Origin of the sequence: Streptomyces sp. NPDC017529 (assembly GCF_044329785.1) — a bacterium.
Lineage (GTDB): Bacteria > Actinomycetota > Actinomycetes > Streptomycetales > Streptomycetaceae > Streptomyces.
Genome location: NZ_JBIRJY010000003.1, coordinates 462,628 through 485,499 on the forward strand (window position 1 = coordinate 462,628; position 22,872 = coordinate 485,499).

18 protein-coding genes are annotated in these 22,872 nt (G+C 73.1%); 15 read left to right on the top strand and 3 right to left on the bottom strand.

The genetic code is table 11. The annotated features are described in order from the left end of the window. Window positions 1-19: 19 nt before the first annotated feature. Window positions 20-652 carry an SUKH-4 family immunity protein gene (locus tag ACH4K4_RS09375; RefSeq protein ID WP_398165964.1) on the top strand — a complete coding sequence of 211 codons (633 nt, stop codon included), beginning with the start codon at window positions 20-22 and terminating at the stop codon, window positions 650-652. On the opposite strand, the gene ACH4K4_RS09380 is transcribed toward ACH4K4_RS09375, so the two are convergent. Next, entirely contained in the window at window positions 646-843 is a 198-nt protein-coding gene (locus tag ACH4K4_RS09380) for a DUF397 domain-containing protein (RefSeq protein ID WP_398165965.1), read from the bottom strand. The genes ACH4K4_RS09375 and ACH4K4_RS09380 overlap by 7 nt on opposite strands. Next, window positions 840-1,724, bottom strand: coding sequence for a helix-turn-helix domain-containing protein (locus ACH4K4_RS09385; RefSeq protein WP_398165967.1), 885 nt, complete (start codon window positions 1,722-1,724; stop codon window positions 840-842). The genes ACH4K4_RS09380 and ACH4K4_RS09385 overlap by 4 nt, the downstream gene beginning before the upstream one ends. A gap of 156 nt (window positions 1,725-1,880) precedes the next feature. Between ACH4K4_RS09385 and ACH4K4_RS09390 the strand changes: the two genes are divergently transcribed. From ACH4K4_RS09390 to ACH4K4_RS09455, 14 genes are all read left to right on the top strand, one after another. After that, complete coding sequence (locus ACH4K4_RS09390) at window positions 1,881-2,312, top strand: ATP-binding protein (protein ID WP_398165969.1); 432 nt, start codon at window positions 1,881-1,883, stop codon at window positions 2,310-2,312. A 131-nt stretch (window positions 2,313-2,443) separates the two neighbouring features. After that, complete coding sequence (locus ACH4K4_RS09395; protein WP_398165971.1) at window positions 2,444-3,583, top strand: ROK family transcriptional regulator; 1,140 nt, start codon at window positions 2,444-2,446, stop codon at window positions 3,581-3,583. Window positions 3,584-3,687: 104 nt separating this feature from the next. Further along, window positions 3,688-5,028, top strand: coding sequence for an ABC transporter substrate-binding protein (locus ACH4K4_RS09400; RefSeq protein WP_398165973.1), 1,341 nt, complete (start codon window positions 3,688-3,690; stop codon window positions 5,026-5,028). Window positions 5,029-5,040: 12 nt separating this feature from the next. Next, window positions 5,041-5,991 (top strand): carbohydrate ABC transporter permease, encoded by a 951-nt coding sequence (locus ACH4K4_RS09405; protein ID WP_398165975.1) that lies wholly within the window; start codon window positions 5,041-5,043, stop codon window positions 5,989-5,991. Window positions 5,992-5,997: 6 nt separating this feature from the next. Continuing rightward, window positions 5,998-6,906: a carbohydrate ABC transporter permease gene (locus tag ACH4K4_RS09410; protein WP_398165976.1), complete on the top strand. Its 909-nt coding sequence runs from the start codon at window positions 5,998-6,000 to the stop codon at window positions 6,904-6,906. Between the two features lie 7 nt (window positions 6,907-6,913). Continuing rightward, window positions 6,914-8,200: a 6-phospho-beta-glucosidase gene (locus ACH4K4_RS09415; protein WP_398165978.1), complete on the top strand. Its 1,287-nt coding sequence runs from the start codon at window positions 6,914-6,916 to the stop codon at window positions 8,198-8,200. A 47-nt stretch (window positions 8,201-8,247) separates the two neighbouring features. Next, on the top strand, window positions 8,248-9,213 hold the full coding sequence (locus ACH4K4_RS09420; RefSeq protein WP_398166311.1) for an N-acetylglucosamine kinase: 966 nt from the start codon (window positions 8,248-8,250) through the stop codon (window positions 9,211-9,213). A 326-nt stretch (window positions 9,214-9,539) separates the two neighbouring features. Further along, window positions 9,540-10,985: a hypothetical protein gene (locus tag ACH4K4_RS09425; RefSeq protein WP_398165979.1), complete on the top strand. Its 1,446-nt coding sequence runs from the start codon at window positions 9,540-9,542 to the stop codon at window positions 10,983-10,985. Window positions 10,986-11,005: 20 nt separating this feature from the next. Then, window positions 11,006-12,001 carry a glutamate ABC transporter substrate-binding protein gene (locus tag ACH4K4_RS09430; protein WP_398165980.1) on the top strand — a complete coding sequence of 332 codons (996 nt, stop codon included), beginning with the start codon at window positions 11,006-11,008 and terminating at the stop codon, window positions 11,999-12,001. Between the two features lie 257 nt (window positions 12,002-12,258). Then, a complete protein-coding gene (locus ACH4K4_RS09435) occupies window positions 12,259-13,605 on the top strand; it encodes a hypothetical protein (RefSeq protein WP_398165981.1) in 1,347 nt (448 codons plus the stop codon). Beyond that, on the top strand, window positions 13,602-16,490 hold the full coding sequence (locus ACH4K4_RS09440) for a tetratricopeptide repeat protein (protein WP_398165982.1): 2,889 nt from the start codon (window positions 13,602-13,604) through the stop codon (window positions 16,488-16,490). Before ACH4K4_RS09435 ends, ACH4K4_RS09440 begins: the two co-directional genes overlap by 4 nt. 1 nt (window position 16,491) lies before the next feature. Next, the gene (locus tag ACH4K4_RS09445) at window positions 16,492-18,258 is read left to right on the top strand and encodes a protein phosphatase 2C domain-containing protein (RefSeq protein WP_398165983.1); all 1,767 of its coding nucleotides are present in this window, start codon (window positions 16,492-16,494) and stop codon (window positions 18,256-18,258) included. A 198-nt stretch (window positions 18,259-18,456) separates the two neighbouring features. Beyond that, a complete protein-coding gene (locus ACH4K4_RS09450; RefSeq protein ID WP_398165985.1) occupies window positions 18,457-19,839 on the top strand; it encodes a VWA domain-containing protein in 1,383 nt (460 codons plus the stop codon). A 51-nt stretch (window positions 19,840-19,890) separates the two neighbouring features. Next, window positions 19,891-21,720, top strand: coding sequence for an FHA domain-containing protein (locus ACH4K4_RS09455; protein WP_398165986.1), 1,830 nt, complete (start codon window positions 19,891-19,893; stop codon window positions 21,718-21,720). Between the two features lie 15 nt (window positions 21,721-21,735). Here ACH4K4_RS09455 and ACH4K4_RS09460 read toward each other — a convergent pair whose 3' ends face one another. Beyond that, complete coding sequence (locus ACH4K4_RS09460) at window positions 21,736-22,833, bottom strand: methyltransferase domain-containing protein (protein ID WP_398165988.1); 1,098 nt, start codon at window positions 22,831-22,833, stop codon at window positions 21,736-21,738. Window positions 22,834-22,872: the final 39 nt, after the last annotated feature.

Sequence of the window (22,872 nt, forward strand, 5' to 3'; positions counted from 1 at the left end):
CAGTTACGGGGGCTGACCGATGAGCGAGACCGTGCAGGCGGCGCAGCGGCAGAAGAACCACGGCGACATGGGCCGGGAGACGCTGCTGGCGGCGGCCCAGGCACCGACGGCGGAGTGGCTGGAGTCGATATTCGGCACGGAGTCACTGTGGCGCCCGACGGAGGGCGAACTCCCCGAGCACTTGACGGACGAGGAAAGCCGCACGTTCCTCACAGAGATCGGATTCCCCGCTGTCCACCTGGACTTCATCGACTTCAACTCCACCGGCCTGGCGAAGGCGGGCCCGTGGGCGGAGGACCCGGACGAACTGTTCGGCAACCGCTACCCGGACGACGACTCCCCGCCGAAATCGTACGCGTACGGCATGGGTGATGCGCTGGGGTACAGCCTGATGCTGCTGGGCGACACCGGAAGCATCGCCCTGTACGACCCCAACGGCTGGGACCACGCGCGGGGATACGCCGGGCACGTCATCGACAGCCTCCCCCTGCTCGCCGGCGCACTGGGACTGCTCGCCTCATACGAGAACCACCTCTTCGGAGACACCCCGGAAACGGCACTGCGCGAGGTCCGGACCCTGATCGACGAACTCGAACCGATCGAGGACTCCCGCTTCTGGGAGGAGATATTCGAGCGGCTGGAGGATCAGTAGCGGGCGCCCTTGACGACCGCGACGAAGGCCGCCCAGGAGGACGCGGGGAAGAGGAGGTACGGCCCGTCCGTGCGCTTGCTGTCCCGCACGGGCACGGCGGACCCGGCTGGTAGGCCGTCGGCTATCTCCAGGCATTCGTCCTGGCCGCCGCTGTACGTGCTCTTGCGCCACGTGACGTACTCGAAGTTCACGCTGGGTGCTCCTTGGCGATGTGCTTGATCCGGGCTACCGACTCTGCCGGTGAGAGTGCAGACGTACGGGCGTCGGCGAACAGCTCCCGGTAGCGCGCCACCTCTGGCTCCCGTTCGAGCCACATGGCGCCGGTGGGGTTCTCTGCTCGTACGACGTCCAGCGCTGACACCTGCGGAAAACTCAGCAGCAAATACGGTCCGAACATACCTGCGTGCGCGCCCCGGGAAAACGGCAAGACCTGGACCGTGACGTTCGGTTCCTCGGCGATGGCCACGAGATGTTCGAGCTGGGCCCGCATCACTTCCGGGCCACCGACCTGCTGATGCAGCACGCCTTCGGTCACCACGGCCCACATGGTGAGCCTCGGTGCGTGCGTAAGCCGCTCTTGGCGAGCCAGCCGGACTTGGACGAACTGCTCGATTTCTTCCGGGGACTGCCACGCCCTGGACGCCACGGTCACGGCGCGCACGTAAGCGGGCGTCTGCAGGAGCCCCGGTACGAGTTGGCATTGGAAGGTCTTGATGGTGTCGGAGACGGCCTCCAGCGCGATGTAGTCGCGGTAGGTGTCCGCCAGGACCTGCCCGTACTGATTCCACCAACCTTCCCGGCGCCGCCGGTTGGCGGTGCGCGCCAAGGTGGTGAGGCGATTGAGCGTGTCCGCGTCTTGCACGCCGTAGGTGTCCAGCAGCGCCACGAGGTCCGGGGTACGCAGTGGCACCCGACCGTTCTCGATGCGGCTGATCTTGCCTTTCGTGCAGTCCAGGGCTTCAGCGACCACGGCGGTGGACAAGCCCGCCGCTTCGCGGAAACCGCGTAGCTCTTCGCCCAGTTGGCGCCCTAGAACAGTCGATGGGCGATTCGCCGGTCCCTGCACTGTCATTTCGGCCTCCCTGTGGCTGAGGCAAGTGTGGACGGTCAACTTCGCCTGACTCAACAGGGATTCACTCTTTCGTGGACGCATTCAACGTTGCACAGGTCTCTGTTGCGGGTGCAGTCTGCTGAGCATCCGTCCTCGCACCCTTCAAGGGGTTTCGCCATGACCGAGATGTCACTCCGCGCTGCCCAGGTCAGCCACCTTTTTCCCCGCCACCGCCGTAGCCCCGGCCAGGCTCGCCAGGCGTTCCGTGGGTGGGCCGCCGGGCAGGGGCTCGGGGCCGCGGCCGTCGAGGCCGGGGAACTGGTGGTCGGTGAGCTGGCCGCCAATGCGGTGCTCGCCGCTACCGGGCCGGGGCGGCGGATCGAGGTGCGGTTCGCGCTGGGGGACGGGACGCTGCGGGTCGAGGTGTCGGATGCGGGGGACGGTGCGCCCGCGGTTCGGGCGCCGGGGTCGCTCGACGAGCACGGCAGGGGCATGGTGCTGGTCGATGCGTTGGCGGAGGACTGGGGTGTGCGGGCCCGGCACGGGGTGGGTAAGACCGTCTGGGCCGTGTTCGAAGTCGTTGGTCCGGACCCATTGACGCCGTGCTGACGGGGCGCTTACGTTCCTGTGCACCGATTGGAAACTTTCCTAACAGATCCGCGGGTCGCGCAGCGAGAGGTGGGGCGGGCTTCATGGGCACAGGGCAGGGGGCTCCTGGGACGCCGCGGGTGTTGCGGGCCATGAACGACCGGGCCGCGCTCGACCTGCTCGTAGCGCGGGGGCCGTTGACGCGTACGCAGATCGGCGGGCTGACCGGGCTGTCCAAGCCCACCGCGTCGCAGCTGCTCGCGCGGCTGGAGGCGGCCGGGCTGGTGCGGACGACGGGGAACGTGACCGGGCGCCCGGGACCGAACGCCCAGTTGTACGAGGTGAATCCGGACGCCGCGTACGTGGCCGCGCTCGCCGTCGACCGGGGCGGGATCTCCGCCGCGGTCGCCGACGTCACCGGGCAGGTGCTCGGTGAGGAGCGGGTCGGTACGGACGCCGTGGACGAGAGCGCGCCGCGCCGGACGGCGCAGCTGGTCGCCTCGGCGGTGGACGGCGCGCTGGCCAAGGCGGGGCTGGGGCGGGAGCGGCTGCACGGGGCGGTGATCGGGACGCCGGGCGCGCTCGACCCGCAGACCGGGGTGCTGCGGTACGCGCCGCATCTGCCCGGCTGGCACGCGCGGGAGCTCAAGGACGAGCTGGCCGGGGTGCTGGGCGTACCGATCGTGATCGAGAACGACGTGAACCTGGCGGCCGTCGCCGAGCAACACGACGGCGCCGCGCGGGGTTACGAGGACTTCGTGTTGGTGTGGGCCGACGAAGGGGTCGGCGCGGCCATCGTGCTGGGCGGTCGGTTCCTGCGCGGGGCGACGGGGGGCGCGGGGGAAATCGGCTACATGCCGCTGCCGGGTGCCCCGCTCGCGCGCGGCGGCGATCGCGACGCGGCCCGGCCGGACGGCGGCGGGGGCTTCCAGCGTCTCGTCGGCTCGCCGAGTGTGGTGGAGCTGGCGCGGGAGCGCGGGGTGACGGGGGCCCGGACCGTTGACGAGGCGCTGGCCGACGACGGGGTGCGCGCCGAGGTGGCGCGGCGCCTGACGACCGGCCTGGCCGCCGTGATCGCCGTGGTGGACCCCCGGCTGGTGGTGCTCTCCGGCGAGGTCGCCCAGGCGGGCGGCGAGGCCCTGCGGGCGCTGGTCGAGGAGGAGTTCGCGGGGCTCGTACTGCCCCGGCCGGAGCTTCGGATCAGCGATATCCAGGGGAACCCGATTCTCATCGGCGCGTTGCAGACAGCGCTCGCCGAGGCTCGTGACGCCGTGTTCGACACGGCGCGATGACACGCATTCGTATCTTCGCCATTCATACCGACGGGCGAGAGCGCCGTACGCGCCGGCCGTCCTGTCCTCTTCCGTCCGCACCTCCGCCGTAAAGGAAGTCCGCCATGCCGCGTCCGCGCATGCGCATATGCCTGTCAGCGGCGCTCGCCGGGGCAGGCCTGGTTCTCTCGGGCTGTGCCAATCCGAGCGTCGGGAGCGATCGCGACGACCCGACCGAGCCCGTCACGCTGAAGTTCTGGCACGGCTGGTCCAATCCGGCCGAGGTGAAGGCGATCGACGACAGCATCGCCCGGTTCGAGAAGCTGCATCCGAACATCACGGTGAAGACGGTCAACAACGTCACGGACGCGACGGTGAACCAGGCCCTGCGCGCGGGCGGCGACAACGCTCCGGACGTGGTGTCGTCGTTCACCACGAACAACGTGGGGCAGTACTGCTCGTCCGGTATGTGGGTGAATCTCGATCCCTTCATGAAGAAGACGGGGGTGGAAAAGGGGAAGGTTTTTCCCAAGACGTTTCTGGATTACACGAGTTACCAAGGCAATCAGTGCGCCTTGCCGCTGCTCGCCGATGCGTACGGGCTGTACTACAACAAGGACGCGTTCAAGGAGGCCGGTATCGAGCGGCCGCCGCGCACCATGTCCGAGTTCAAGCGGGACGCGGCCAAGCTCACCAAGCGCAGGCCCGACGGATCGTACGAGCGCGCCGGGTTCGTGCCCAACTTCCGGCTGTACCAGAACAGCCCGGACCGGCTGTTCGCGCAGTGGGGCCCGCAGTACTTCGACGGGAAGGGCAAGGCGCGGCTGGCGAAGGACCCGCACACCAAGGAGTTCTTCGCCACGCAGCGGGATTTGCTCGACGCGCAGGGCGGTTACGCCGCGCTGGAGAAGTTCCGTACACGGTTCGGTGACGAGATGTCGCCGCAGAGTTCCTTCATGTCGCAGAAGGCGGCGATGCATCTGGACGGCGAGTGGCGCGGACTGATGCTGAAGGAGGGGAAGGCGAAGTTCGACTGGGGCGTGGCGCCGTTGCCGGTGCCGGACGACCAGGCGGACACGTACGGCCGGGGCTTCCTGACCGGTACGGTCGCGGGCATCGCGCACAGCAGCAAGCACCAGAACGCGGCGTGGGAGCTGGTCAGGTTCCTGACGGTGGACACGGACCAGGTGGTGCGGTTCGCCAATGCCATTCACAACGTGCCGTCGACGTTCGCGGCGCTGAAGTCGCCGGAGCTGGACGCCGATCCTTCGTTCCGTACGTTCATCGACATCGCGCGGAACCGGCACAGCACGGCTCTGCCGCCTTCCGTGAACGGCAACCAGTATGTGGTCTCGCTACAGGATTTCTCGTACGACGTCGAGGCCGGGAAAGTCCCGGATCTCGACAAGGGACTGCGTGAACTCGATGCCCGGATAGACGCCGACAATCTCCAGTCCGAGAACTGACGGAGCCCCGCCATGTCCCTCGTCAAAGCCCCCGAGCTGCGCCGCAAGCACATCCGCCGGCGGCTGCGGACGCTCGGTTTCCTCTCCCCTTGGCTGGTCGGTTTCAGCGTCTTCTTCGGCTATCCGCTCCTCGCCACCGTGTATTTCTCGTTCATGCACTACAACCAGATCCGGCCGCCGTCGTTCGTCGGCCTGCGGAACTGGAAGTACGCCTTCGAGCAGATGCCGCTGTTCGGCCCCGCGCTGTGGAACACGCTGTGGCTGGTCGTGGTGATGGTCGCGCTGCGCGTGGTCTTCGGCCTCGGCGTCGGCCTGCTCGTCACGCAGATCAAGTCGGGTGTCGGCTTCTTCCGTACCGCCTTCTACCTGCCGTATCTCGCGCCGCCGGTCGCCGCGACGGTCGCCTTCGTCTTCCTGCTCAACCCCGGCACCGGGCCGGTCAACGGCATCCTGGAGGCGGTCGGCATCCCGGCGCCCGGCTGGTTCAACGACGCGGCGTGGGCCAAGCCGTCGCTGGTCGTGCTCTCCCTGTGGGGCATCGGCGACCTGATGGTGATCTTCATGGCGGCGCTGCTGGACGTGCCGCGCGAGCAGTACGAGGCGGCCGAGCTGGACGGGGCCGGCGCCTGGTCGAAATTCCGGTACGTGACGTGGCCGTCCATCACGCCGATCGTGCTGTTCGCGGTCGTCACCGGGGTCGTACAGACCATGCAGTACTACACGCAGGCGCTGGTCGCGGGGAAACTGGCCTCCGGGGTGAACGTGGGTCCCGGCACGGTCATCCAGCCCGGCTACCCCGACCACTCCACCATCACCGTGCCGCAGCTCGTCTACTCGCTCGGCTTCCAGAACTTCAACACCGGCGCGGCGTGCGTGCTCTCGCTCGTGCTCTTCGCCATCGCCATGGCCGTGACCACCCTGCTGATGCGCAAGCGCGCCGGCCTGCTCTCGGCGGAGGACTGAACCGACATGACCACGACGACCTTGAGGGCGGGCACCGCGCCGGCCCGTACCGGCTCCACCGACCGGGGGCCCGCGGCGGCGCGGGCCCGCCGCAAGCGGCTGCTGCACTGGATCGCCGTGCACACCGTCGCCGTCGCGGCCGCGCTGTTCTTCGTCCTGCCGTTCGTGTTCGTCTTCCTGACCTCCGTCATGAGCGACGACCAGGCGATGAGCGGCGAGCTGTGGCCGCACGAATGGAACTGGTCGAATTACGCGACGGTCTTCTCCACCCCGGGTTTCCTGGACTGGTGGCGGAATTCGCTGATGTACGCCGGGCTGGGCACGCTGTTCACCGTCTGCTCGGCGGTCCCGGTGGCGTACGCGCTCGCCAAGTTCCGTTTCCGCGGGCGCCGTACGACGATGCTGCTGGTGATTTCGACGATGATGCTGCCACCACAGGTCATCGTGATCCCCATGTATCTGGTGTGGGCGCAGCAACTGCACCTGTCCGGTTCCCTGTGGCCGCTGATCATCCCGATGGCGTTCGGCGACGCGTACTCCGTCTTCCTGCTGCGGCAGTTCCTGCTGACCATTCCGCAGGAGTACATCGAGTCGGCGAAGGTGGACGGCTGCGGCGAGATCCGTACCCTCCTGCGCATCGTCGTGCCGATGGCGAAGCCGGGTATCGCGGCGATCGCGCTGTTCCAGTTCTTCTACTGCTGGAACGACTACTTCGGGCCGCAGATCTACGCCGCGCAGAATCCCGCCGCCTGGACGCTGAGTTACGGACTCGAATCGTTCAAGAGCGCGCACAACGTCAACTGGAATCTGACCATGGCCGCGACCCTGCTCGTCATGGCCCCCGTCATCATCGTCTTCTTCTTCGCGCAGAAAGCGTTCGTCGAAGGCGTCACGCTCACCGGAGTGAAGGGCTGATCGATTCATGCTGTCGTCCGCCGGGGGAACGCCCCCGCCCCTCAAGATCGCAGTGGTCGGCGGAGGTTCGACCTACACCCCCGAACTCGTCGACGGCTTCGCGCGGCTGCGGGACGTGCTGCCGCTGGCGGAGCTGGTCCTCGTCGACCCGGCGGCCGACCGGCTGGAGCTGGTCGGCGGCCTGGCGCGGCGGATCTTCGCCCGGCAGGGGCACCCGGGCCGGGTGACGTGGACCTCCGACGTCGACGCCGGCGTGGACGGCGCGGACGCGGTCCTGCTCCAGCTGCGCGTCGGCGGGCAGGCGGCCCGCAACGAGGACGAGACGTGGCCGCTGGACTGCGGCTGCGTCGGCCAGGAGACCACCGGTGCGGGCGGGCTCGCCAAGGCGCTGCGCACCGTACCGGTCGTCCTGGACATCGCGGAGCGCATCCGCCGCCGCAACCCCGACGCCTGGATCGTGGACTTCACCAACCCGGTCGGCATCGTCACCCGCGCGCTGCTCTCGCACGGCCACAAGGCCGTCGGCCTGTGCAACGTGGCCATCGGCTTCCAGCGGAAGTTCGCCAACCTGCTCGGGGTCACGCCCGACCGGATCGAGCTGGAACACGTCGGGCTGAACCACCTGACGTGGGAGCGGGCCGTACGGCTGGACGGCGAGGACGTGCTCCCCCGGCTGCTCGCCGGGCACGGCGCGGCCATCGCCGCCGACCTGCACATGCCGCGCGCGCTGCTGGACCGGCTCGGCGTCGTGCCGTCGTACTACCTGCGCTACTTCTACCAGCACGACGAGGTGGTGGCGGAGCTGCGGAGCAGGCCGTCGCGGGCGGCGGAGGTCGCGGCCATCGAGAAGCAGCTGCTGGAGATGTACGGCGACCCGTCGCTGGACGAGAAGCCGGAGCTGCTGGGCAAGCGGGGCGGCGCGTTCTACTCGGAGGCGGCGGTGGCGCTGACCTCCGCGCTGCTGGGCGACACCGGTGCCGTGCAGGTCGTGAACACGCTGAACAACGGAACGCTGCCGTTCCTGCCCGACGACGCGGTGATCGAGGTGCCGGCGACGGTGGGCGCGGGCGGGGCGGCACCGCTGCCCGTACGGCCGCTGGAACCGCTGTACTCGGGGCTGGTCGCCAACGTGACGGCGTACGAGCACCTCGCGCTGGAAGCGGCCCTCAAGGGCGGCCGCGACCGCGTCTTCGAGGCGCTGCTCGCCCACCCCCTCATCGGCCAGATCGCCTACGCGGACCGGCTGACCGACGCGCTGATCGCGCACAACCGGGAGCACCTCACGTGGCTCTGAGCCCGGCCCACGGGGGCGGTCCGGGGCCCGCGGCCCGCGCCGGAGACATGGCGCTCGCCGTCGACGCGGGCAACAGCAAGACCGACGTGGCGCTGGTCGGCGCGGACGGGACGGTGCTGGCGACGGCCCGCGGCGGCGGATTCCAGCCGCCGCTGGTCGGGGTGGCACGGGCGGTCGGCGACCTGGCGGTGCTGGTGGACGCGGTACGGGAACGGGCGGGCGTCACCGGCCCGGTGGGGCAGGTGGCGGCCTACCTGGCCAACGCCGACCTCCCGGCCGAGGAGGACGCGCTGGCGGCGGAGATCACGTCGTACGGCTGGGCCCCCGCGGTCACCGTCGCCAACGACACCTTCGCCCTGCTGCGCGCGGGGCTGCCCGACACCGGCGACCCGGTCGGCGTCGCGGTGGTGTGCGGCGCCGGCACCAACTGCGCGGGCCTGGGGCACGACGGCCGCACCGCCCGGTTCCCGTCCATCGGACGGATATCCGGCGACTGGGGCGGCGGCGGGCACCTGGCCGAGGAGACGCTGTGGTGGGCGGCGCGGGCCGACGACGGCCGCGGCGAACCGAGCGCGCTGGCCCGTGAGGTGCCCGCCTACTTCGGGCTGGCGACGATGCCGGAGCTGATCGAAGCGCTCCACCTCAAGCGCATCCCGCACGAGCGGCGTTACGGGCTGACGCCGCTGCTGTTCGCGGTGGCCGCGTCCGGCGACGCGGTCGCGCGGGCCTTGGTGGCCCGGCAGGCGGAGGAGATCGCGCTGATGGCGTCGGTGGCGCTGAAACGGCTGGACCTGCTGGACGAGGAGGTCCCGGTGGTCCTCGGCGGCGGCGTCCTGGCGGCCCGGCACCCGCTCCTCCACGACCAGGTGACCCGCCTGCTGTCGGAACGCGCACCGAAGGCGCTGCCGCAGGTGGTCACGGAACCGCCGGTCCTGGGAGCGGCCCTGCACGCCCTGGACCGGGCCGGGGCGGCGGCGGAGGCCTACGCGCGCCTGCGGGGGCAGTTCGGGTAGGCGGCACGGCCGGCTCGGTAGGCGGCACAGTCGGCTCGGTAGGCGGCACAGCCGGCGCCAAGGTCCCGGCTCCTCGTCCGGGTGCCGGAAACCCGTACAGTCGTGCCCTTTTCGGGAACCGTGCCCGGCGGGGGCGCGTGGTGGAGGGCGGGGGAACACGGATGCCGTCGGGCGGGAGGATTCGACGCGGCCCGATCCGCACATGATCCAGGCAATAACGGTGTGGTTGTCAGTCCCTGCGGCCATACTGACTGCTGGCCGTGCATCTGTTCCCGTGCGCCCGTCGCGCGGGGCCGGGCCGCCGTCCGCGACCAGGGGGAGGTTCCGTGTCCAACCCGCAGACCGGCACTGCGCCGCCGCCGTCGTCACCGGCCGGCCGCTCCCCCGTGCCCGGTTCCGCGGCCTCCGGTACGGGCTCCGCGCCCGCCGCCCGGCGGCGTACGGCCTGGGCCGACGGCGTGGACCAGTTGCGGGCCGCCGCCACCACCGAGCCCGGCCGGCTGCGCATCATCGGAGCCGTACTGGCCCTGCTGGTCCTGGCGTTCGGGGCCGCCACCGCCTGGCAGGTCGGCGACCGGGCCGCGGCCGCGCGCGACGTGGTGGAGCGCAGCCAGCCGCTGAGCGCCGACGCCGCGGACATCTACCGCTCGCTCGCCGACGCCGACACCACCGCGGCCGGCGGCTTCCTGGCCGGCGGCAAGGAGACCCAGGCCACCCGCGACCGGTACGAATCCGACATCGCGATGGCCGCCCGCCTGCTGGCCAAGGCCTCCTCGAACACCCGCGGTTCGGTCGCCGCCGCCCGCCAGATAGAGAAGCTCAACAGCCAACTCCCCCGGTACACCGGACTGATCGAGACAGCCCGCACCAACAACCGGCAGGGCCTGCCCCTCGGCGGCGCCTACCTGCGCTACGCCAACGCGCAGATGCGCGACGAACTCCTCCCGGCCGCCCGCGGCTTGTACGTGGCCGAGACGGCCCGGCTCGGCGAGGACTACGACTCCGCGAAGACGTGGCCGTGGCTCGCGCTCGCCGCCGGCCTGGTCGCGCTCGGCGCGCTCGGCTGGGCCCAGCGGCGCAATTACCGCCGGACGAACCGCGTCTTCGACCGCGGGCTGCTGGCCGCCACGGCCGCCGCGGCCGTCGTCCTGCTGTGGCTGGTGGCCGGCCACGCCGTGGCGCGCTCGAACCTGACCACGTCCTACGAGAACGGTGCCAAGTCGCTGAAGCTCCTCAACGAGGCGCGCATCGACGCCCTCCAGGCACGCGGCGACGAGAACCTGACCCTGGTCGCGCGCGGTGCCGTGGTGACCAAGGACCAGCAGGACTTCTACGAGGTCGGCTACCGCTCCGGCATGAAGGACCTGGCGGGCCCCGGCACGAGCGGCGCGGCGGCGGCGGACAGCAAGCTGGGCGCGGCCCTGGCGCTCGCGGACGACGAGGCGGGCCGGCGCCCCGTGCGGGAGGCGGTCGCGACCGTACGGGAGTGGCAGTCGCGGCACGCCGCCGCCCGCGCCGCCGACGACCAGGGCGACTACGACCGGGCGCTGGAGAAGGTGATCGGGCCCGAGGGGGCGACCGGCCAGTCCTTCGACCGGGTGAACGACCGGCTGGCCACGGCGCTGGAGCACGAGCAGCGGGAATTCCGGCAGGCGGCCGACGCCGGGCGCGGGGCACTGGCCGGGCTGGCGGCCGGCGCCGCCGTCCTGGCCGTGCTGGCCGCCACGGGCGCGGTGCTGGGTATCGGGCGCAGGCTTTCGGAGTACCGGTGATGGGGCCTGGTGATGGGGACATGACGAAGCGCGCGAGGGGTCTGCGCAACCTGCGGGCCGTGCTGGCCCCGGTGACGGCCGGAGTGTGCGTGATGGCGGCGGCGGCCGCGGTCCTCGTCCCCGTCCTGAGCGACGGCGGTGACGGCCGTACGCCCGGACGCGCGTCCCAAGGGACGGCGAGCGCGCGTGCCGACGCCACCGCCGCGGACTGCACGCCCGCCAACGCCGCCGCCAGCCTGCGGCCCTCCGCCGACGACGGCCCGGCGGTGGACCGGATCAAGGCGCGCGGGCGGCTGATCGTCGGCGTCGACCAGAACACGTACCGCTGGGGCTACCGCAATCCGGCCACCGGCGACCTGGAGGGCTTCGACATCGACCTGGTGCGGGCCATCGCCGAGGACGTCCTCGGCGCCAACCCGAAGATCACCTTCCTGGCGATCCCCACCAACCAGCGCATCCCCTCCCTCCAGAAGCGCACGGTCGACCTGGTCGTACGGACCATGACGATCAACTGCGCCCGCAAGCGCCAGGTGGCCTTCTCCACGGCCTACTTCGAGGCCGGCCAGCAGGTGCTGGCGCCCAGGAACTCGTCGGTCGAGGCGTTCGACGACACGCTCAAGGGCAAGCGCGTCTGTACGGCGGCCGGTTCGACCGGGGAGGCCAAGCTGGCCGAGCAGCGGCACGGCGCCGAGGTCGTGACCGTACCGAACCAGCTCGACTGCCTGGTGCGGCTCCAGCTCGGCGAGGCCGACGCGGTCGTGACGGACAGCGCCCTGGCCGCGGCCCAGGCCGCGCAGGACCCGACGGTGGAGCTGAAGGGCAAGCCGTTCACCGACGAGTCGTACGGCGTGGCGGTCAACCGCGCCGACACCGACCTGGTGCGGCGGGTCAACAAGGTGCTGGAGGACTACCGCAGCGGCGGCAGCGGAAGCCGGTGGATGGCCGCGTACAAGAAGTGGCTCCAGGCGGACCTGCCGGGCATATCCGAGGCGCCCGAGCCCCAGTACAGCGACTGACCCGGTGCGGCCGCCCGCACCGTGGGTACCGCGGGCCGGCGGCCGAAGGGCCCGCCGGAACCAGGTGTTCGCCCGCCGGCCGCGCAACTATGGAAGGAGGACCGCGGAAAGCAGGGCCGCAGGGAGGGGGCAGGGGACGGCACAGTGGAGGGGGCCGCCACGGCGCCGGGGCGCGCCACCGCCGCGCCACAGCACCACGACAGCCGTGACGACCGTGACAACCGCCGCGCACCACACGCACATTGGAGAGGTGATCGATGGGGGTCCCTGGACCCGTCCCCGGCTCCCCGGGGAGGCCCGAAGACCCGGTGATGGGCCGGGAGGAGGTGGACCGCGCCCTGGGGCGGCTCGGTGCCGAGTACGAGGCGATCGAGACGTCGCTGCTCGCCCTGCAGGACCACGCGGGGCGCCGGCTCCTGGAAGGCGCCGCGCTCACCGGCATCACCAAGGACCGCTGGGCCGCCACCGAACAGTCCGTCACCGTCCTGTGGGCACACTTCGACGCGTATACGGAAACGCTCACGACCGCTCGCGCGCTGCGCGCGCGCCGCCGCTGGCCGTCCCCCGACGACCTGGCCGAACTGACCGAGCTGCTCCGCGGCAGCCGCGTCACGGTGTCCGGCGCCGCCGTCGGCGGCGCCACGGCGGGGTCCGGCGGGCCCGCCCGGCTGAGCGAGCAGTTCAGCCTGGAGGAACTGGTCGAGCGGATGAACGGCCTGTACGCGGCGGCGCTGGACGTCATCGTCGCCGCCGACGCCGTCTGGTCCGCGCTGCCCGCACGCATAGACCTGCTCGCCGCCGAGCTGCGGCGCACGCTCTCCCTGGCGCGTTCGGTGGGCGTGCGCCCCGGCGAACACCCGGCCGGCGACGACCTGGAGCGGATCACGTACGAGCTGACGCAGCTGCGCGCCCAGGTGGTGTCCGACCCACTGGCCTTCTGGGTCCCGGACGCCGACCGCAGCGCGGCACCGGGCGGCGGCCGCCCGGACACCGCCCGCTACGACCGGGCGGCGCGCGCCCTGGAGGACATCCGGCGGGAGATCGAAGCGGTGCTGGACGTACGGCAGGACGCCGAGCGCCGCCTGATGCGGCTGCGCGACGTGCTCTCCCGCGCGGACCGTACGCTCACCGAGGCGCGGCAGGCCCGCGGCGAGGTGCTCGCGAAGATCGCCGCCTCCGAGGTGCCCGCCGTCAGCGGCCCGCCCACGGCGCTGCACGAACAGCTCGGCACCGCCGCCGAGTACCGCAGGCACGCCCAGTGGCACCGCCTCTCGCCGCTGCTGGACAGCCTGGAGCAGCGCGCCGAGGACGAACTGCACCGGGCCCGCGAGTCGTTGACGGCGGTCACGGCCCCGCTGGCGGTACGTGCCGAACTGCGCGGGCGCCTGGACGCGTACAAGGCGAAGGCCGCGCGGCTCGGCCTGGCCGAGGACCCGCTGCCGGCCGAGCGGTACGACGTCGCGCGCCGGATGCTGTGGAGCGCGCCGTGCGACCTGCGGGCGGCCGAGCAGGCGGTGCTGCGCTACCAGCAGGCGGTGGCCGAGGCGCTGCTGCCGCAGCAGCCGGACGGCGGGCCCGCGGACGGACCACAGGGGGAAGCATGAGCGAGGAGCGGACCGGCGGCCCGTGCCAGCGGCGGGACTGCCCTGGCACATACGAGGACGTCGGCGGCGGCGAACTGTACTGCGACACGTGCGGGCTGGCGCCGGTCGTCTCGCCGGACGGGATGGTGGGGCCGTCCAGCACGGGCGTGACGGCGGCGCGGCGGGGCGCGGGGTCCGGCGGGTCCGGCTCGGCTGCCGGGTCCGGCGGCGCACCCGGAAGCCGTGCCCCGGCGTCCGGAGGGCCCGCTTCCGGGGGTTCCGCCGGCGGCCGCGGCTCCGGCTCCGGAGGCCGTACCTCCGCCTCGGCCCGCTCCTCGACCTCGCGGCGCTCCGTCTCCGGCCGCCTCTCCCGCTCCCTGCCCGGTGCCGCGACCCGCGCGATGTCCGTATCGGTGCGCGGCAGCTCGGGCCGCGGCACCGGCTCGGGAGCCGCGCGCGGGCGGCTGGGGGCGGGGCTGGTGTCGGTGCCGGAGGTGCCGCGTCCCGATCCGCGCCACGCCGTCCTGGAGAACCCGGAGGTGCCCGAGCGCAAGCGGTTCTGCAGCCGCGGCGACTGCGGGGCTCCCGTGGGACGGGCGCGCGGCGACCGGCCGGGCCGTACGGAAGGTTTCTGCACCAAGTGCGGCCACCCGTACAGCTTTGTGCCCAAGCTGCGCCCCGGCGACGTGGTGCACGGCAGCTACGAGGTCGTCGGCTGCCTGGCGCACGGCGGCCTGGGCTGGATCTACCTGGCGATCGACCGCGCGGTCTCCGACCGCTGGGTGGTGCTCAAGGGCCTGCTCGACACCGGCGACGAGGAGGCGCTGGCGGCGGCCGCGTCCGAACGCCGCTTCCTCGCCGAGATCGAACACTCCAACATCGTCCGGATCTACAACTTCGTCGAGCACCTGGACCGCACGACGGGCAGCCTGGACGGCTACATCGTCATGGAGTACGTCGGCGGCAAGTCCCTCAAGGACATCGCCAACGAACGCCGCACGCCGAACGGGCGCCGCGACCCGCTGCCGGTCGCGCAGGCGTGCGCGTACGGCATCGAGGCCCTGGAGGCGCTCGGCCATCTGCACAGCCGCAACCTCCTGTACTGCGACTTCAAGGTCGACAACGCGATCCAGCAGCACGACCAGCTCAAGCTGATCGACATGGGCGCGGTCCGCAGGATGGACGACGACGAGAGCGCCATCTACGGCACGATCGGCTACCAGGCGCCCGAGGTCGCCGAGCTGGGCCCGTCCGTCGCCTCCGACCTGTACACGGTCGCGCGCACCCTGGCCGTGCTCACCTTCGACTTCCAGGGCTACACCAACGTCTTCGTGGACTCCCTGCCCGACCCCGACAACATCGAGGTCTTCCGAACGTACGAGTCCTTCTACCGCCTCCTGGTGCGGGCCACCGACCCCGACCCGGCCCGGCGGTTCTCCTCGGCGGAGGAGATGGCCGAGCAGCTGACGGGCGTGCTGCGGGAGGTCGTGGCACTCCAGACGGGCGAGCAGCGGCCGGCGCTGTCCACGCTGTTCGGGCCCGAGCTGCGCGTCGTGGACACGGACGTGGTGGCGCGCGCCGAGGGCGACACGTCGCTGCTGGGGGGCCGCCCGGTGGCCGCCGGGCGGCGCCGCACGGGGCGGCTCCGCACCGGGCGCGGGGCACGGGCGGGCCGGGGCACCGGCAAGGCGGTGATCGGTCCGGCCACCGGGATCGGCGCGCCGGGCGGCATCGGCGGAACGTCTCGTTCCGGTGATCCGGGCGGCGTCGCGGGGCCGGTCGCGGCCCCGGCCGGCACGGGCACGCACCCCGCCGCCCCCGCCCAGGTCGCCTACGAAGTCACGTCCGGCACGGGCCCGGACCCGGCGGCCGGGCCCGCTCCCGTACCGGCCGCCGGGGTGCGCGGCGCGCCCGCGCTGCGCCCGCTCGACACCGGCCTCGCCGTACTCGCCCTGCCCGTACCGCGCGTCGACCCCGCCGACCCCAACGCGGGGTTCCTGGCCGGGCTGCTGGCCGCCGCGCCCGCCGAACTGCTCGGCGCGCTGCGCGCGGCACCCGCCGACACCATAGAGACCCGGCTGCGCGAGCTGCGCGCACACCTGGAGATGGGCGACGGCGAGGCGGCCCTGCGCGAACTGCGCGCCATAGAAGCCGAACCCGACCAGGAGTGGTCGGGTGACTGGCGGGTGGTCTGGTACCGGGGGCTGGTGGCCCTGACCAACGGCGACCAGGAGACGGCGGCACTGTCCTTCGACGCGATGTACGACGCCTTCCCCGGCGAGCCCGCGCCGAAGCTGGCGCTCGGCGTCTGCGCGGAGGCGCTGGGCCAGTTGGACAACGCGGCGGAGTACTACCGGCTGGTGTGGGCCTGCGACCACGGCTATGTGAGCGCGGCGTTCGGGCTGGCCCGGGTGCGGCTGGCGGACGGCGACCGGTCCGGCGCGGTGGCCGCCCTGGAATCCGTACCGGAATCCTCCATTCACTACACCGCCGCGCGCATCGCGGCGGTCCGCGCCCGGCTGCGGCAGCGCTCCGCGCTGGACCCCCTGCTGGCGGACCTGCGGGCGGCGGCCGGGCAGGTCGAGCGGCTGACGGAGTCCGGTCTCGACGCCGAGCGCCGGGAACAACTGACGACCGAAGTACTGGGCTGTGCCCTGGACTGGGTACTCTCCGGTAGCCGAGGTGCCGGGCAGCGTGCCGGCACGGCGCCGCCCGGCGCTCCGGACCCCGGTACCGGCGGCACCGCCGGCCGGCCCGTGCTGCTCGGCAGCGCGCTGGACGAACGCGGCCTGCGCTTCGGCCTGGAGCGGTCGTTCAGACTGCTCGCTCGGCTGGCGCAGCGCGGCGAGGAAAGGATCGAGCTGGTGGAACGGGCCAACCGCTTCCGCCCCAGGACGTGGGTGTGACATGGGTGTGACAGGGCCGTCCCGGTGTGCGAGCTGCGACGAGCCGCTCGAACCAGGGGACAACTACTGCGGTTTCTGCGGCGCCGACGTCGTGGTCCCCGCCGGGCCCGGCGGGGCCGGTGACCGCCCCACCGTCCCGCTGGGCGGCGCTCCGGGCCACGCGGCCTACCCGCCGCCGCCCGGCGCGGTGCCCCCGGCGGGACCGGTGACCCTGCCCGCGCCGTTCCTGATGCCGCAGGCCCGGCCGGCCCCGCCGTACGGGCCGGACGCCGCGTACGGCGCCGGGGCCGGACAGCACGGCGGGCCCGCGTACGCGCCGGGCGCCACGCACCCGGCCGACCCCGCGCGCGTCCCGCACGCCCCCGTGCCGGCGCCGGGTTACGCTCCCGGAGGGCCGCAGGCCGACGCCCCGTCCCGGATACCGCATACGGAGGCGAGCGTTCCGCCGTCGCCCCACCGCGGTTCCGGCGCGGACGGCACCCCGGCCATGGGCGGCGCGTCGCCCGATGGCGCCGCCGGCCCGTACGGAGGCCGCGGCGAGGGGCCCGCCCCGCACGGCGGCACCCCGGATCCCCGCGTCGTCGGCTACGACGTCGCCGCCCAGGCAGCGGAGCGCACCATGAACATGAACGAGTCAGGCTCCCCGAGCCCCGAAGAGCGCGGCGGGCCGGCCGGCCCCGCGGACCCCGCGCAGCCGACGGGACCCGCGCAGCCGACGGAGCGGCCGGCAGCCCCCGCGGGCCCGCCGCCCCCCGCTCCCCCATCCCCCGGTGCCACCACCGAGCCCACCGCTCCCGTAAACACCACGCCCCCCGCCTCCCCCGAGCACCAGACCCCTGCCCAGGGCACCCGGCTCTGTGCGGCCTGCCACGCGGGCGCGGTCGCCGGGGACGGCTACTGCGAGAACTGCGGCCACGCCCAGCCCCGCGAGCGCGACCACATGGAGCAGGAGCTGCCGGGCGTGGCGGCGGTCAGCGACCGCGGCCACCGCCACCACCGCAACGAGGACTTCTTCGCGGTCGCCGGCGGGACACTGCCCGACGGATCGCCCGCCGTGCTCGCCGTGGTCTGCGACGGCGTCTCCTCCGCCACCCGCCCCGACGACGCGTCCGCCGCCGCTTCCGGCACCGCGGCCCGGTCCCTGCTGGCCGCCCTGCCCGGCGGCACCCACCCGCAGCGGGCGATGCACGACGCGATCATCGCCGCCGCCAAGGCCGTCAACGCCCTGGCCGCCGAACCCCGGCAGGCCCAGCAGCACGACCCGTACCGCCAGCAGAACGCCCCCGCCTGCACCATCGTCGGCACGGTGGTCGGCGGCGGGCTGCTCGTCGTCGGCTGGGTCGGCGACAGCCGCGCGTACTGGATCCCCGACGACCGCAGCGCGGCCCCCGTCCGCCTCACCGAGGACGACTCCTGGGCGGCGCAGATGGTCGCCAACAACCTGATGTCCGAGGCCGAGGCGTACGCGGACGACCGCGCGCACGCCATCACGGGCTGGCTCGGCGCGGACGCCTACGAACTGGAGCCGCACACCGCTTCCTTCAAGCCCGACGGACCGGGTGTAGTGGTGGTGTGCACGGACGGGCTGTGGAACTACGCCGAAGCCGCCGCGCAGCTGGCGGCGGTGCTGCCGGCCGACGCCCACGCCCGGCCGCTGCACAGCGCACGCACTCTGGTCGCCCACGCGCTCGCCGGCGGGGGCCACGACAACGTAACGGTGGCGGTGGTGCCGTTCCCGGCGCCCCGGGGGCGGGCAGGATCGGCCTGAGCACCCACGGCCGGCAGCCCGCTGCCGGCCATCCGCCGACTCACGAGCATCTCCCGCACCTCACGAACCGTCCGACCACCGGGAGCACGGCGCCAACGGGGGGATGACCACCGGAACTTCCGCCCGCCCATGTGTCTCTTCACCGCTTCGAGGGCTCCGCGGCGGAGCCTCGCACGGCGGAACGAAGGAGCGGAACAGATGGCCGATTTCGCCAAGTCCAGCGTGCCGCGGTTCTCCGCCGAGGTGTACCAGAACGAGTACCTGCCGGAGGACGGGCGCGAGGTGAACGCCATCGTGACCGTCACCGCGACGGGCGGCGGCACCAGCGGCGGCCTGCCGCTGCCCGCCGCCGCTACGGACCCGGGAGCGCCGGGGGCCGCGCGCGGTCCCCGGGACTCCGGAGCCGCCCGGCACGCGGGTGTCGTGATCATGGTGGACTGCTCCGGTTCGATGGACTACCCGCCCACCAAGATGCGCAACGCGCGCGACGCGACGGCCGCCGCCATCGACACCGTGCGCGACGGCGTCGCCTTCGCGGTGGTCGCCGGTACGCACCAGGCCGCCGAGGTCTACCCCGGCGGCGGTCGGCTGGCCACCGCGGGTCCCGCCACCCGCGCCCACGCCAAGGCGGCGCTGCGCAAGCTGAGCGCGGGCGGCGGCACCGCCATCGGCACCTGGCTGCGGCTGGCCGACCGGCTGCTGACCGAGGCGGACGTCGGCATCCGGCACGGCATCCTGCTCACCGACGGGCGCAACGAACACGAGTCACCCGGTGACCTGCGCGCCACGCTCGACGCCTGCGCCGGGCGCTTCACGTGCGACGCCCGGGGCGTCGGTACGGACTGGGAGGTCGAAGAGGTCACCGGCATCGCCTCCGCGCTGCTCGGCACGGCCGACATCGTGGCCGACCCGGCCGGGCTGGCCGCCGACTTCACGCGGATGATGGAGGCCGCGATGGGCAAAGAGGTGGCGGACGTCGGTCTGCGGCTGTGGACACCGCAAGGGGCACACGTCGCATTCGTGAAGCAAGTGGCGCCGACGGTGGCCGACTTGACCGCACGACGCACGGAAACCGGCCCGCGCACCGGCGACTATCCGACAGGTTCATGGGGCGACGAGTCCCGCGACTACCACATTTGCGTACGCGTTCCGGCGGCCGGCGTCGGCCAGGAGATGCTGGCCGCGCGGGTCTCGCTCGTCCTCCCGGAGCCCGGCGGGGACGCCGTACGGACGCTGGCCCAGGGTCTCGTACGGGCGGTCTGGACGGACGATATGGCCGCTTCTACGTCTATTAATCCCCAGGTTGCCCACTACACGGGGCAGGCCGAACTAGCCCAGGTCATCCGACAAGGGCTGGATGCCCGCAAGTCGGGCGATGCGGGCGGCGCCACCGCCAAGCTGGGGCGGGCCGTACAACTGGCGAGCGCCTCCGGGAACGAGGAGACTGCGAAACTGCTTGCGAAGGTGGTGGACGTCGTCGATGCGGCGACCGGTACTGTGCGACTGAAGGCGAAGGTCACGGAGGCGGACGAGATGACGCTCGAAACGCGCTCGACCAAGACAGTTCGCGTCAAGAAATAACAATCCAGACGTACTACCGAACAAAATCGGTACTGAGGGGGAAGATCCGACATGCCGACCTGCCCGAACGGCCATCAGTCGGTGGCCGAAGACTGGTGCGAGGTGTGCGGCCACCGGATGGCGGGCGCTGTTCCCCCGCCGCCCTCCCTGCCCGCGGGATTCCTCAACACACCGCCGCCCGGCCAGCAGGCTCCGCCGCCTCCGGCCCCGCAGGGCGGACCCGGTCCCCAGGGCGGCCCCGGTGAGGCGGGCGGCCCCGGCGGCCCCGGCGCTTCCCAGGGCGGGCAGGGCTTCCCCGGCCAGCACCCGGCGCCGCAGGGTCCGGCAGGTCAAGGCCCGGGTCCGGTAGGCCAGGGTCCGGCAGGTCAAGGTCCGGCAGGTCAAGGTCCGACAGGTCAGCCTGGTCCGCCGCCGCCTCCCGCGCCCGGCCCCGGTCCGCAGGGCGGACAGGGTCAGGGTGGCCAGGGCGGTTACGGATTCCCGCCGCCACCCCCTCAGGGCCCCTGCCCGCAGGCTCCGGCACCCGGCCCCGGTCGGCCGGGCCAGACCGGTCAGACGGGCCAGCCGGAACTGTGCCCGCAGTGCCGTACCCCGCGCGAGGCGATGGCACCGTTCTGCGAGGAGTGCCGCTACAACTTCTTGACGCACTCGGCGACCTCGTACGCCCCGCCGCCGCCCGGCCCGCAGGGCGGACCGGGTCCCCAGGGCGGCCAGGGCGGCTACGGCTTCCCGCCACCGCAGCAGGGCCCGCCGACCCCGCCGCAGCAGTACGAGTACCAGGGCTCCCGCCCGTCGCAGATCAACCGCCCCGCCGAGCCGCTCTCCCCCGAGCAGTCCGGCCAGTTCGGCCAGCCCGCTCCCTTCGGTCAGCCTGCTCCCTTCGGGCAGCCCGCTCAGGGCGGCCAGCAGGCGCCGGGCCCGCAGCAGGGCGGCCCTGGCCGACCTGGGCAGCCCGGTCCCCACACACAGCAGCCCGGCCAGCACCCCGGACAGCAGCCCGGACCCCAGGGCGCGCCCGTAGGCCAGCCCAGCCCGCCGGCCCGGTCCGCCGACGACGACTGGCCGCTGCCCCCGCCCAACTCCCAGACCCCGCCCCCGCCGCCCGCACAGCCGGGCCCGCAGGGCGGCCCGGACAACAGCCAGGGCGGCCAGGGCGGTTACGGCTTCCCGCCACCGCAGCAGGGCCCGCCGCCCCCGCAGCAGCAGCCGGGTCCGTACGAACCGCAGCAGCCTCCCCAACAACAGCCGCCGCAAGCTCCGTACGAGCAGCAGCAGGCCCCGTTCGAGCCGCAGCAGGCCGCACAGCCGGCTCCGCCGCAGGCTCCGTTCGAGCCGCAGCAGCAGCCCGGCCCGTTCGGGCAGCCGCCCCAGCCCCCGCAGCAGCCGGGTCCGCACCAGCAGCCGCAGCCCGAGCAGCAGTGGAACCAGCCCGCCCCGGGCCCCGCCGCCCCGCCCGGACCGCCGCCCGTCGTCGGTGACGGCTGGGTCGTGGCGATCGCCCCGGACCGCGAGTACTTCATGGCCATGATGGGCCGCAGCGGCCCGGAGGCGGCCGGCCTGAACCTGCCCGCCTACTCCCCCGAGCAGCAGGTACCGCTCACCGGCGGCCAGATCGCCATCGGCCGCCGCCGGCACAGCACGGGCGAGTCCCCCGACATCGACCTGGGCCGCCCGCCGGAGGACCCGGGCGTCTCGCACCAGCACGCCCTCCTGGTGCAACAGCCCGACGGCAGCTGGGCCGTGGTCGACCAGAACTCCACCAACGGCACCACCGTCAACCTCGCCGAGGACCCGATCCAGCCCTACGTCCCCGTCCCCCTCCACGAGGGCGACCGCGTCCACGTGGGCGCCTGGACCACGATGACGGTACGCAGGGCCTGACCCGCGACGGGCCGTTCAGCTCTCGGCGCCGGTCAGCGGCCAGCTGTGCGGCCCGTCGGGAGTGTCGAGCCAAGCCCGCTGGCCGGTGGCGTCCACGGTGACGCCGAAACGTTCCCGGCGCGGGCGGTCCTCCTGCCGCCAGAGGTCGTGGGTCTCGCGCGGTGTGAGGCTCGCCGCGGTCAGGGCCCAGAGGAAGTGGAAGCGCTCGTCACGGAGGACTTCGCGCGGCAGGCCGTGGCGGGCGTCCCGGTGCCCGCCACCGGAGGCGGAACGGGGCTCGGGCTCCTCACCGGGCTCCTCGGCGGCGTCCTCCTGGGCCCGTAGCGGTACGAAGTAGGCCGGTGTGGCCAGGAAGCGGCCCTCGGCGCGGCCCGCCGCCGGGTCGGTCACGCGGAGCGCGATCAGGCCGGTGGCCAACGGCGCGAGGATCAGCGCCCCCGGGGTGGACTGCGCGATCCAGGCCGGTGGGACGGCCGAGAGCGCGCAGGTCGCGATGGTGCGGTCGTACGGCGCGCGCTCCGGGCAGCCGAGGGCTCCGTCGCCGGTCACCACGGCGGGGCGGTAGCCCGAAGCGGCCAGGCGTTCCCGTGCCGGGCCGGTGATCTCCTCGTCCAGGTCGACGGTCGTCACGCGCTCCGCGCCGAGCCGGTGCGCCATCAGGGCCGCGTTGTAGCCGGTGCCCGTACCGATCTCCAGGACGCGGCAGCCTGTCCCGCCAGTGCCCGTACCGTGGCCGGGGCCCGGTTCCTCTTCCTCCGCCTCCTCGACCCGCAGCTCCTCCAGCATCATGGCCATCAGCGAGGGCTGGCTGCTGGAGGAGACCAGCTCGCCGTCCCGCATACAGGTCGCCAGCGGCCCGTCCGTGTAGACGCCGTCCAGCCAGCGCGCCCGCTGCCGCGGGTCGGGATCGGTGCCGGAGAGCCGCTGGTAGCCGCGGGGTGTGGCCACGAAGAAGTACGGCACGAAGAGGTGCCGCGGCACCTCTTCGAACGCGGCCCGCCACCGCGGATCGCCGAGGTGGCCGCTCGCCCTGATCTGCCGGACCAGCTCGGCGCGCGCGGCGTCCGCCTCCCCTGCGGGGACGCCCGCCGGCCAGGACTGTGTACCGCTCATGTCTCCACTGTCCTACGACGAAGGTCCTCGGCCGAGTCG